The organism is Bacillus sp. ISL-77 (genome assembly GCF_018613105.1).
In genome coordinates this window covers 1-11,408 of the sequence record NZ_JAGGQY010000092.1, presented here as the reverse complement: position 1 = coordinate 11,408, position 11,408 = coordinate 1, and the positions used below count along the sequence as shown (strand labels likewise).

Annotated in this window: 12 protein-coding genes; 2 read left to right on the top strand and 10 right to left on the bottom strand. The window is 39.1% G+C overall.

Annotated elements, in window-relative coordinates; translation table 11 throughout:
• Window positions 1–304: 304 nt before the first annotated feature.
• A complete protein-coding gene (locus J7E77_RS28620) occupies window positions 305–1,108 on the top strand; it encodes an alpha/beta fold hydrolase (RefSeq protein ID WP_214718828.1) in 804 nt (267 codons plus the stop codon).
• Window positions 1,109–1,306: 198 nt separating this feature from the next.
• Here J7E77_RS28620 and J7E77_RS28615 read toward each other — a convergent pair whose 3' ends face one another.
• The 6 genes from J7E77_RS28615 to yknW all read right to left on the bottom strand — a co-directional run bounded on the left by J7E77_RS28615 (window position 1,307) and on the right by yknW (window position 7,118).
• Entirely contained in the window at window positions 1,307–1,927 is a 621-nt protein-coding gene (locus tag J7E77_RS28615) for a YitT family protein (RefSeq protein ID WP_214718826.1), read from the bottom strand.
• A 167-nt stretch (window positions 1,928–2,094) separates the two neighbouring features.
• A complete protein-coding gene (gene trpB, locus J7E77_RS28610) occupies window positions 2,095–3,258 on the bottom strand; it encodes a tryptophan synthase subunit beta (protein ID WP_214718824.1) in 1,164 nt (387 codons plus the stop codon).
• Between the two features lie 179 nt (window positions 3,259–3,437).
• Window positions 3,438–4,631 carry an ABC transporter permease gene (locus J7E77_RS28605; RefSeq protein WP_214718822.1) on the bottom strand — a complete coding sequence of 398 codons (1,194 nt, stop codon included), beginning with the start codon at window positions 4,629–4,631 and terminating at the stop codon, window positions 3,438–3,440.
• Window positions 4,628–5,320: an ABC transporter ATP-binding protein gene (locus tag J7E77_RS28600; RefSeq protein ID WP_214718820.1), complete on the bottom strand. Its 693-nt coding sequence runs from the start codon at window positions 5,318–5,320 to the stop codon at window positions 4,628–4,630. The genes J7E77_RS28605 and J7E77_RS28600 overlap by 4 nt, the downstream gene beginning before the upstream one ends.
• Window positions 5,317–6,447, bottom strand: a complete 1,131-nt coding sequence (locus J7E77_RS28595) for an efflux RND transporter periplasmic adaptor subunit (protein ID WP_214718818.1) — start codon at window positions 6,445–6,447, stop codon at window positions 5,317–5,319. Before J7E77_RS28595 ends, J7E77_RS28600 begins: the two co-directional genes overlap by 4 nt.
• Window positions 6,447–7,118 carry a YknW family membrane protein gene (gene yknW, locus J7E77_RS28590; protein WP_214718817.1) on the bottom strand — a complete coding sequence of 224 codons (672 nt, stop codon included), beginning with the start codon at window positions 7,116–7,118 and terminating at the stop codon, window positions 6,447–6,449. Before yknW ends, J7E77_RS28595 begins: the two co-directional genes overlap by 1 nt.
• A gap of 175 nt (window positions 7,119–7,293) precedes the next feature.
• Between yknW and J7E77_RS28585 the strand changes: the two genes are divergently transcribed.
• Window positions 7,294–8,394: an AI-2E family transporter gene (locus tag J7E77_RS28585; protein WP_214718814.1), complete on the top strand. Its 1,101-nt coding sequence runs from the start codon at window positions 7,294–7,296 to the stop codon at window positions 8,392–8,394.
• A gap of 85 nt (window positions 8,395–8,479) precedes the next feature.
• On the opposite strand, the gene J7E77_RS28580 is transcribed toward J7E77_RS28585, so the two are convergent.
• From J7E77_RS28580 to J7E77_RS28565, 4 genes are all read right to left on the bottom strand, one after another.
• Window positions 8,480–9,235, bottom strand: coding sequence for a TPM domain-containing protein (locus J7E77_RS28580; protein ID WP_214718812.1), 756 nt, complete (start codon window positions 9,233–9,235; stop codon window positions 8,480–8,482).
• Window positions 9,235–9,795 (bottom strand): LemA family protein, encoded by a 561-nt coding sequence (locus J7E77_RS28575; RefSeq protein ID WP_214732345.1) that lies wholly within the window; start codon window positions 9,793–9,795, stop codon window positions 9,235–9,237. Before J7E77_RS28575 ends, J7E77_RS28580 begins: the two co-directional genes overlap by 1 nt.
• Before the next feature lie 172 nt (window positions 9,796–9,967).
• The gene (locus tag J7E77_RS28570) at window positions 9,968–10,525 is read right to left on the bottom strand and encodes a hypothetical protein (protein ID WP_214718807.1); all 558 of its coding nucleotides are present in this window, start codon (window positions 10,523–10,525) and stop codon (window positions 9,968–9,970) included.
• Window positions 10,526–10,527: 2 nt separating this feature from the next.
• Complete coding sequence (locus J7E77_RS28565; protein WP_214718805.1) at window positions 10,528–11,160, bottom strand: SCO family protein; 633 nt, start codon at window positions 11,158–11,160, stop codon at window positions 10,528–10,530.
• Between the last annotated feature and the right edge of the window lie 248 nt (window positions 11,161–11,408).

Sequence of the window (11,408 nt, the reverse complement as noted above, 5' to 3'; positions counted from 1 at the left end):
TTTATAACTTGTTGATTGGAGCGGAAGGCGCGAAGACTCCTGCGGGAGTACGAAGCAGGGGAGACCCCGCAGGCGCTTAAGCGCCGAGGAGGCTCCCCGCTACGCCCGCGGAAAGCGAAGCGCCTGGAGCGCAAATCAACAAACAAATTAACAAAGACATAAAAAAGACTGCCGGCAAACCCAAGTTTTTCGGATTTGTCGACAGTCTGAAGGGGAGGATGATTCCTCCCCTCTTCTATGTTCTTTACTATTGCACATTATCATATAATTTACCGTTATCTATGGAAAGGAGGAGTTTTTTAGAATGCCAATAACCAACGGGAATGGAATTAATCTTTATTATGAGATTCATGGTGAGGGTGAACCCTTACTATTAATTATGGGGTTGTCACTAAATTCAAAATCTTGGTTTAGAACTCTACCTACTTTAAGCGAGCATTTTAAGGTAATTATTTTTGATAATCGCGGTACAGGTCTCAGCGACAAACCAGATACTCCCTACTCCATCGAGAAAATGGCAGAAGATGCAAGGTGTGTCTTGGATGCTGCCGGTGTTGACTCAGCCCATGTATATGGCATATCAATGGGTGGGATGATTGCACAAAGATTAGCACTTATGTATCCCACACGGATCCGTTCGCTTGTTCTAGGTTGTACAACCTCAGGCGGAGTAAATCATGTACAACCTAGTGCCGATGTCTCGATGTTAATGCTTTCAAGGGGCTCCTCTATTGCAACACCAGAAGAAATGGCATGGGCCACGGCTCCAATCCTTTACAGTCAAGCATTTATCGAAAATCAGCGGGAATTAGTTGCAGAGGACATCCAAAAAAGAATAGAAATACCTGTTCTTCCCTATGCATATATACTTCAGCTCCAGGCCTGCTTAGCCCATGATACTTACAGCGAGATTGACCAAATCAAGGTTCCTACATTGGTGATCCATGGAGACGAAGATAAATTGGTCCCATACCAAAATGGGGTAACATTAGCAGAGAAAATTCCGAATGCTGAATTTTTGACTATACAAGGTGCAGGTCATATCTATGTAACCGAAGCCAATGACTTAGTGAATGAAAGAGTGCTAGAATTTTTAAAGAAACAATAGCTCTCTAGTTACCTAAAAAATGCCCGGTCACATAGGTGACCGGGCATTTTGGTATGGTAAGATAAGGTTTTCCAATTCTCTATGATCGACCACCATTTTTGTTTCCGAGTAGCTAAAAACCTTTCCATAAAAAGTAAAGGCTGGTTTGACACAGAAACGGTTTACTGCACTTTCTAACACCAAGGAAAAACTTTTAAATTAATGAGCCTGAATAGAAATATCAATAGTCTTATAGGCTATGAGAAAGGTTGCTATAGAGTAAAATGCCTCTTTAGGACCAAATATGAAAATCGAACTTCCAAAGATGAATATATTAAATAACAGAATAATTTGCCCTATTGAAAAAGAGGAACGTTTACTAAACAAAATGGCCAAAACCTCTGTCCCATCAAAACATCCCCCAAACCGAATGGTTATTCCAACTCCGAGTCCTAAACTAATACCTCCAAGGACAATCACCACGATCGGGCTATCAGTTATGACAGGAAACGGTTCTAATAAATAGGTTTCAATTGATAGGACAAGAATAGCAAATAGGCTTAGCATGAGAAATCTTCTACCCAGAAATCGATAAGCAATTAGGAAAAAAGGAGTATTTAATATCAACAAAAACAATCCTATTTCTTCACTTGTAATATGTGAAAGAAGGATGCTTATTCCAATAATCCCCCCGTCAATAATATGATTTTCTACCAAAAATAATTGCAAGGAAATAGCGACCAGAGATGCCCCCAAGAAAATAAAAAAAAACCGCTGATAAAAAGGGAATCCACCTGACCTGCTAAAATCAATATAGAATTTTATTTTTTTCCTATACATACTTGTCCCCTTATGAATCCAAAGTGCGGTCACATGTGTTCTTAAATTATATTCAATTTATAGAGAAAAATTCTTTATAGCTCAAATGAATAAAAAAAGAGCCGCTGCAACAAATTCACATTTGTTACTAACGACTCTTTTTTAGGTCAATATTTAATGCTGTTAAATTATTTTAACATCTTAAATACTTGCTCCACATCTTTATCGCCACGGCCTGATAAGTTAACAATCAGCACATCGTCGTTTGCCAATTCTTTTGCCAACTTAATGGCGTATGCTACAGCATGAGAACTTTCTAACGCAGGAATAATGCCTTCAGTCTTGCTTAATACCTGAAACGCCTCGAGCGCTTCTTGCCCGGTTACGGTTACATATTCGGCCCGCCCGCTGGTTTTCAAATGACTGTGCTCAGGACCGACACCAGGATAATCAAGTCCTGCAGCAATCGAATACGTTGGTTTAGGCTCGCCCTTCTCATCTAGTAATGTTAAACATCTAAAGCCATGGATCACAGCTGGGACCCCTTCAGTCATCGTCGGTGCCTCAGCTGGTTCAACTCCAATTAAGCGCACATCATTTTCGTCAATATAATGGGCAAAGGCACCAATGGCATTGCTCCCGCCTCCTGCACAGGCAATTACAGCTGTTGGAAGCCTGCCTTCTTTTTCAAGAATTTGACGTTTCGATTCTTCGCTGATAATTGCTTGGAAGTGTTTGACCATTGTTGGATAAGGATGAGGACCCACGGCCGAACCTAATAAATAGAAGGTATTTTTATAGTTTTGCACCAAGTCACCCAAGGCTTCATCGACGGCATCCTTTAAGCGGCCCTGCCCTTTATCAACAGGTACAACTTTGGCTCCTAATAATTCCATTCGAAAGACGTTGAGCGCTTGGCGTTCCGTATCCAGTTTACCCATATAAATAATACATTCCATCCCAAACATGGCACATGCGGTTGCAGTTGCCACACCGTGCTGGCCTGCTCCCGTTTCAGCAATAATTCGCTTTGCACCCATTCGTTTTGCTAAAAGAATCTGACCAATTGCATTATTAATTTTGTGTGCCCCTGTATGATTCAAATCTTCTCGTTTCAGATAAATTTTTGCCCCTTGATTTTGCTTGGTTAAATTTTCAGCGAATGTTAACGGATTCTCTCTGCCTACATATTCTTTTAGGTAATATTTGAATTCCTCAATAAATTCCGGGTCATCTTTATAACGGAAAAATTGCTCCTCTAATTCGTTCATTACTAGTTGTAAATCCTCTGGTACAAAACTTCCGCCGAACTCTCCAAAATATCCTTTATTCTCTACACTCACTTTCTCCATGCTCTGCTCGACTCCTTCTAATCTATTATTCTAACTCAGCCAAAATTTAATTATATTAACTGAATATTCCTATAATTATTTTATCATACAGTCCATTTTCTGCAAACATTTAACTATTTAGCAATAAATAGAAAAAGCCTACACAGTGTGTAGACTTTTTAGATTACTTAAAAAATACTTTACTCATATCTCAATGAGTCAATCGGGTCAAGTTTGGAAGCTTTATTTGCTGGAAGCAGTCCAAACACAACACCAATTACCATCGAAAACAACACGCCGCCTAACACTACTTGCCAAGACACCAAGGATGGCCAGCCAGCAAAGAAACTCACTATAGTTGACGTTCCCCAGCCTAGTAATATTCCAAGGATGCCGCCAATAAAGGTTAGTGTCATCGATTCTATTAAAAATTGGGTCAATACTTGGCCTCGAGTTGCGCCTAATGCCATGCGGATTCCTATTTCCCTTGTTCTTTCTGTCACCGAAACAAGCATGATATTCATTACACCTATCCCGCCAACAAATAAAGAGATACCGGCAATACTCCCGATAATTAAGGTCATGATTTTTGTAATTTGCCCTACTCCTTGAGCGATTTCCTCCATATTGATAACCTGATAAGACTTTTCCGTATTATGCAGATTATTTAAAAGCTTAGCAGCCTTTTTACCTGCAAGCTGCAATTGCTCAGCAGACTCTGCTTGAAGGGTTACTTGATTAAAATCGCTGCTTCCGTAAATAGTTTTCCATGTTTGGAAAGGTAGATAAACTTCCATTGAACCAAAGGAAAAAAGGCCGGTTGGTTTTTCTAAAACCCCAATGATTTCAATTGGTTGATTGGCTACCGTAACAATATCTCCGACGGGATTTTTCCCTTTAAATAATTCCTCCTGCAATTTGTTACTGACTAACCCCACACGGCGCCCGCCCAGAAAATCAGAAGCTGAAAAATTTCTTCCCTCTGCTACTTTCAACTCATTTAAATGGATATAAGCTTGATTTATACCGGTGGTAGACACATCTCCTGTTTCCTTTTGAAATCGAAAAGTAGACAATTTTGTGCTTGATGCAACTACACGATTAATTTCCGGAATTTGTTCAAGCGCCCTGATATCTTCCTGTTTGAATGGAGCTTGCTGAAATACATTAGGGTTTGCACGCATTTCTTCATCAGAAGGCTGATAAAATATCTCAATAGTATTCCCTGGACCAGTAATCTGTGATTTAAGCATCGCCTCTCCGCCCTGTCCGATTGCTACCACGATTATGACAGCACCCACACCAATAATAATTCCAAGCATCGTTAGAATACTTCGCATCTTATGGGCTTTAAGTGAGCTTAAAGCCATAAAAAGATTTTCCATAAAACTCATAGGGCCGGCCCCCCAACACCCATAGAAGGAGATTGAATCATTCCATCTCTAACCATAATCGTTCGGTTCGCGTATTCCGCCACTTCTGATTCATGGGTAACGACGATAATGGTTACACCTTCCTCATTAAGTTCCTTAAATTGTTCCATAATGTCCTTGCTTGTCTTCGAATCAAGAGCACCCGTGGGCTCATCCGCTAATATCAACTTTGGTTTATTGACAATTGCTCTCGCAATAGCTACACGTTGCTTTTGTCCCCCAGATAGGGAATTGGGAAGATGGTTCATTCGATCCGAAAGACCTACTTTTATTAGTGCCTCTTCAGCACGGGCCTGTCGCTCTTTTTTTGAGATTCCAGCATAAATCATTGGCAGTTCGACATTTTTTAAAGCTGATAAGCGCGGTAGCAAATGGAACTGTTGAAAGACAAAGCCAATCGATTGATTTCTAACTCTCGCCAATTCTTTGTCATGATAATGCGATACATTTTCCCCGCCAAGGTAATACTCTCCCTCAGTCGGTTTATCCAAACAGCCGAGAATATTCATTAAGGTTGATTTCCCAGAACCTGATGGACCCATAATGGCAGCAAATTCACCTTCACGAATCGTGAGACTGATACCGTTTAAGACATGAACGCTCTCTTTTCCAAGCAAAAACGATCTTGTGATGGATTCTAGCCGGATCATTTGATTGTCACTTCCAACCCATCCTTAATATTGTCAGGTCCATTAATGATGACTTGGTCTCCTTTTGATACACCTTCAAGGATTTCAATTTTCTTTCCTGATGTGATGCCTGTTTTGACATTCTCCTTATTAGCCTTGCCATCCTTTACAAGATACACATATGGCTTATCTCCATCATCAAATAATGCATCGAGCGGCAGAACCATTGCTGTCTTTTTGTCCGTTTCAATCTCCATAATGACTTGGAAACCTGGTTTTAACGTTTTTGTATCACCGGAAATTTTTACAGTTACGGGATACTGTACAGCCTGGGTGCCATTTTGCAAACTAGTTGGGTTCTGCTCTGGCAAAATAGCAGTCTTGGTAATTACACCCTGCCACTCTTTTCCAGGTACTGCATCAGATCGGATAATCACTTTTTGTCCACCACTAACTTTTAGTGTATCGTATTCAGACAAAAGGCCCGATGCAGTCATTCCTTCTAACTTACCAATATGTATAATAGGCTCGTTTGCTGCTTCGATCGAAGATGATACTGGCTTTTTTGCTGCTAAAACGATTCCATCCATTGTACTCTTAATCTCTAAGTCACCCTGGCGTTTGCTAATCAGGTCTTTTTGAACCTCTGTTTGTTTTAGTTCTATGTTCGCTAACTCTTTTTCCATCTCAAGCTGTTCAAATTCAGGAGCAAGCTGTTTTTTAGCTTCTTTTTTACCTACTCCAGCCTGCTCACTCAACGTTTTTTCTTTCTCTTCTAGCTGCTCTATTTTTTTATCTATTTGGCTTATTTTTAGGTTAGCTGATTGGATCGATAATTTATTTTGCTCAATTTCAAGCTCTAACTGAGCGTTCTGCAATTTGGCCAAGACAGTGCCTTTTTTTACTATTTGACCTTCTTTTACTAGCAGTTCCTTGATCTCCCCTTTATCAGGAGTTGCATACACAAGTTGTTCCTCTGGAAGTTTCACGGTACCGGGAATCATCAAAAGTGAGGAGATCTCCTCTTGGCTGATTTCTGCGGTTTTAACGGAAGGTCCTTTTGCAAAAACTTGCCGGTAGACACTGACAGAAATCATAATGATGACCAAACTAATTACACCTAGCGCAATCCAAGTTTTCTTTTTCATTATAAATTCGGTGCTCCTTGCAATAGAGTTCCTATCAATCCAAAGCCAATACTAATTAGGAAGAATATGATTGCAATCGTCCATGCAAGCCCTTTAGAAAATTGTGCTGTTTTATTCAGTCCAAGTGCAGTTAATATAACTGACCAAATCCCAAATACCTCGATAGAACCTAAGACACCTGCTTTTTCTTGATCCAGCAGCCCTGCTAAACTAGTAATATATATTTCTGGATTTCCACCGATTGCAAAGCTAATTGCCATATTTAAAATTAGACCTGCCGCACCGATTATCATGATATAAGTATTCATAGAAAATAATTGTTTAAAAGAAACCGTTGAACTAGCAATTCTTGCAATCGCTAATTGGATCGCACTGCTGATTAGCACACCAAAAATAGGCGTAATGATACCTGTTACCATAACGGTTACTTTTGTAATGGTTAACACCAAATCTATCTGGTCTTTTGGCACTCCCTGTTCAATTAAAGTATCTGCATCCAAAGATAGTGCCATAAAGGACATTCCGATCACATAGAGAAAACTAATAATAATAAGCGGTACCCATATTTTCGGGCTTTGCTTAATCCTCTCAAACTGCATACCTGGACTTGTAAACATTCCTAATAACTTCGGATTCTCATTCAAAGTATTTACTTCTTTTTGCAATTCCATGTTTAACACCCCTATTCCACATATGTAAAATATTCCTATTAAGTATACGATAAAATGAGGCGAAAGTTTCATTTTTTTTGAGTGGTGCCTGACACCATGAAAAATTCTAGAATTTGTCTTCTGTTCCATGTTTTTGATATAATTTTAGCTATAATAAAAGAAAAAGGGGTACATAATGTCAAAAAGAAAATTCCAATATGGGTTAATCCAGATCCTATTAATTTTAACCATCATCTTTGTCTCAACAAAGATTTCATTTTTATTCATGCCGATTGGGATCTTTTTCTCTACTCTTTTTTTCCCAATTCTTATTACCGGATTTCTATTTTTCTTACTAAATCCAATCGTTAATTTTCTTCAGCGTCAAAAAGTGCCAAGAATTCTTGCCATCCTCATCATTTATGTCGTGTTTATTGGCATTCTTGTATTAGCGATTGGGAGCTTGGTCCCTGCCATCACAGAGCAATTCACCGCCCTTGCGAATGCACTTCCTGATTATGCTAACAAGACCTTGCAGTATTTTGATAAGCTATCACGCAGTTCTGAATTCAAATGGATCATGAAAGAGCAAAATGACCTTTTGGAAACAGGTAAACAAAAACTGATTGCCTACGCAAACACCTTACCGGATAGGGTTACCGGTGGCATTACAAATATACTCGGTGTGTTTGCTAATATTGCGGTCATTTTAGCCACCGTTCCTTTTTTATTATTCTACATGTTTAAGGATGGACATAAGTTCCCTAAGGCCCTCGCTAAATTCCTTCCTGCAACATATAGAGATGCCGGGTTGATTATGTTGAAAGAGACTGGTGAAACACTTTCCTCCTATATTCAGGGACAAGTCATTGTAGCCCTGTCAGTAGGAACTCTTGCTTTTGTTGGATACTTGATTATTGATTTGCCATTTGCGCTAGTTATGGCCTTAATTGTAGCGTTTACCAATATAATTCCTTATGTCGGGCCAATTCTCGGCGGTGCCCCTGCTGTGATTGTTGCTCTTTTTGATTCACCTACCAAAGCCTTATTGGTTATCGTGATTATCGTTATCGCTCAGCAGGTTGAAGGCAATGTCTTATCTCCGCTCATCCTTGGAAAATCATTGGATACCCATCCAGCGACAATTATTATTGTTTTACTCGCTGCAGGAAATTTAGCTGGAATCTTAGGGATGGTGTTGGCAGTACCGTTCTATGCCGTAGTAAAAACGATTGTTTTAAATGTAATAAAGTTTCTAAGGGCTCGAAAAATGGCAACGATAACTGACGAACCATAAGAATTTATTAATAAAAATTAATAGAATATAAAAAACTGTTAGGAGAAAGGCCTCCTAACAGTTTTTCGATTTTCTGGCAAGGGTATCACCATCCTCGGCCTGCACCACCGCCACCTGATGAACCTCCTCCGCCCCCTCTAGAACCACCACTACCACCGCCTCCTCTACCTCCACCTCTGGAGATTATAGATAAGAGAAGGTAGGTGAGCGTTCCTCCAAAAAACTTAAAATCTAAAAACACAACGCCAATAATAACAATGACCATTAACCAACCGGGAATACCAAATCCTTTTTCACCGGTTGCCTGTGTCTGCTTACTAACGTCTCCTTCATTGCCATACTCAGCGAGGACTTCTTTTGTTAGAGCTTTATAGGTTTCAACAATTGCTCGATTTGGCTGTTGATTTTTTAAAAATGGAATGGCATATCCATCAAGAATTCGACCTGCTTTTCCATCCGGAATTCTGCCTTCCAATCCATAGCCTACTTCGATCCTTACTTTGCGTTCTTGCATAGACAAGACGAGCAATACACCGTTGTTTTCCTGTTTATTTCCGATTCCATATTGCCGAAAAGCTTCATTTGCAAACTCTTCTATCGTTTGGTCTCCTATTGTTTCTACTGTCAAAACTGCAATTTGTGCCGTTGTTTGGTCTTCAATGTTCCTGCCTAAATTGATTAATTCTGCTCTTTCTGTTTCGTTTAATACATTGGCAAAATCCTGTACGTAAATGTCTCCAACAGGTGACGGAATTTGGACATCCTCAGCTTGTGCATTCACAGCACAAAGAAAAAAAGTGATAAACACCAACAAAAGGCTGAAGATCCGTTTTATTTTCATTATTGATCGTCCCCAAAGTCAACTTTTGGAGCCTCTTTGGCACTAGGGTCCGCTTTAAAATATTCTTTTTCTTCAAACCCAGTTATGCCTGCAATAATTGCCCCAGGGAATCTTTTTACTTTTTTATTGTACTCCGCTACTTGATCATTATAATCTTTACGTGCGACAGCTATTCTGTTTTCTGTTCCTGCAAGTTCATCCATCAATTGGGTAAACTGCTGATTTGCTTTAAGATCGGGATAATTTTCTACGACTACAAGTAGACGGCTTAACGCACCTGAAAGTTCTGCGTTGGCTGTGGCTTGTGCCTGCGGCGTATTCGCACCGGCTAGTTTTGCACGTGCATCTGAGATTGATGCAATCACTTCTTTTTCATGCGAAGCAAAACCCTTCACTGTATTTACTAAGTTCGGAATTAAATCCAGCCTTCTTTGCAGTTGGTTTTCAATTTGAGAATAGGACTGGTCCACATTTTCCTCTAAATTGACAAAAGAGTTATAGCTGGAAATTAACATTGCACCAAAAATAACAATCACTGCTACAATTATTCCAATCACCATATAACCTTTTTTCAAAATCATCACGTCCCTTCCCTTATAGTATATTTCAATTTCAAAAAATTTTCCTTTTCCAACAGTAATCATTTGTAAAAAGTACCAAATTACATTCGTATTTTAGCCTTTTCACAAAATAGAGCCTAATCCATAAAGGATTAGGCTCATCTGTATTTAATTATTCATATTTCGATGGATCAACAAAAGCGATATAAACCTTATAAATTACCATGCAGATTGCCATCGTCAAAAATCCCCAGCCAAGCGTGATTTGCTCGATTACAAGGTAGTTATTACATAATTGCACAGGCGAGTCAATGTACAACCAGCCCATTCCAAAAAACAAGATTACAAAAAGGTAAAAAGTAATGTCCTTCTCAATTGAGCGAAGTTTTTTCCAGCTATCCCTTAGTGCTATACCAGCTAAAAATGGTAAACTGACAAATTTAAATAGTTCCATGCTTTGTTCATTCAATGCTTCATCCATTGAACGAGGCAGCGTCCAGTAAACAACTATGATAACAAACAACAAAATTCCTGGTACACCATTGCCATTCCATTTTTCAAAAAAGTGAGGGAATCGCAGTTGAAAAAATCGTGCTATTAGAAATCCTGTAAAAATTAACAAAGGCATTTGCATATGCATGTGAATAACCAAGACTGATTCCATTAAATTTGCAACAGGAGGAAGTATTAAGGCAAGAAGTAACAATAAGCCATAGATTGATTGCTTCAAGATTACTCCCCCGCTTCCTTCTTAAGAATGCCTACAAGCTTATTAGCTGCTTCATCAATCTTTTTATAGTCTAAGACATCAAGCAGACTGCCATTTTTATCCACCAAATAAAAAGCTGAATTATGTGCAAAACTTCCATTTCCGTCAGGAATAACAATAACACCAAATTTTTTTAACAACGAATCCAATTCAGCTTGATTTGGTATTCTTGCCATCCTCCATGTTTCTCCATCACTATTAAAATAGCCCCGGTACTTTTCTAATGTACCTGGATCATCCCTGACAGGATCAAAACTTATGCTTAAAAATTCAATATCTTTGCCCATATATTTGCTTGGTATCTTATCGTAAACCTTAGACATGTTCATTTCTAATTGCGGGCAAACTGTTGTACAAGACGTATAAAGAAAGGTAATAAATACATACTTACCCTTAAACTCAGAAATAGAATAATTCCGCCCTTTACTATCCTCAAAGCTTACTTCTGGGAATTTGGGCTTATCGCCAATTAGTTTATTGACCCGTGCCGTTTCTGACGTAAATGCTCGGAATCCATCGGTTCCTATATAGAACAACGCACACCCAAATAAGATAACAAGCAAACACGCAAATGTATTATGCCGATTTTTGATCACGAAGATCACTTCCCAAATTATTGATTTTGCAAATATATGACTAAATTAAGTATAAAGAGATAGCCCAAACACGAGCTATCTCTTTTTTAATTAATATTATATTACCAAGTTTTGAATGGTGGTGATCCCGGAGGTGCATTAACGATAAATTCAGTTAATGGGATGACATAGGCCATTGCAACAACTAATAGCATTATTACAATCCAAAGGCCCCAACGCTCTGTCCGAGGCCACTGAAAAACTTCAGT

Excerpts from the sequence above, each read along its gene's own strand:
- J7E77_RS28620 (WP_214718828.1), top strand. The coding sequence starts at position 305 with ATGCCAATAACCAACGGGAATGGAATTAATCTTTATTATGAGATTCAT.
- J7E77_RS28595 (WP_214718818.1), bottom strand. The coding sequence starts at position 6,447 with ATGAAAAAGAAAACTTGGATTGCGCTAGGTGTAATTAGTTTGGTCATC.
- J7E77_RS28600 (WP_214718820.1), bottom strand. The coding sequence starts at position 5,320 with ATGATCCGGCTAGAATCCATCACAAGATCGTTTTTGCTTGGAAAAGAG.
- yknW (WP_214718817.1), bottom strand. The coding sequence starts at position 7,118 with ATGGAATTGCAAAAAGAAGTAAATACTTTGAATGAGAATCCGAAGTTA.
- trpB (WP_214718824.1), bottom strand. The coding sequence starts at position 3,258 with ATGGAGAAAGTGAGTGTAGAGAATAAAGGATATTTTGGAGAGTTCGGC.
- J7E77_RS28585 (WP_214718814.1), top strand. The coding sequence starts at position 7,294 with ATGTCAAAAAGAAAATTCCAATATGGGTTAATCCAGATCCTATTAATT.
- J7E77_RS28580 (WP_214718812.1), bottom strand. The coding sequence starts at position 9,235 with ATGAAAATAAAACGGATCTTCAGCCTTTTGTTGGTGTTTATCACTTTT.
- J7E77_RS28615 (WP_214718826.1), bottom strand. The coding sequence starts at position 1,927 with ATGTATAGGAAAAAAATAAAATTCTATATTGATTTTAGCAGGTCAGGT.
- J7E77_RS28605 (WP_214718822.1), bottom strand. The coding sequence starts at position 4,631 with ATGAGTTTTATGGAAAATCTTTTTATGGCTTTAAGCTCACTTAAAGCC.
- J7E77_RS28575 (WP_214732345.1), bottom strand. The coding sequence starts at position 9,795 with ATGGTGATTGGAATAATTGTAGCAGTGATTGTTATTTTTGGTGCAATG.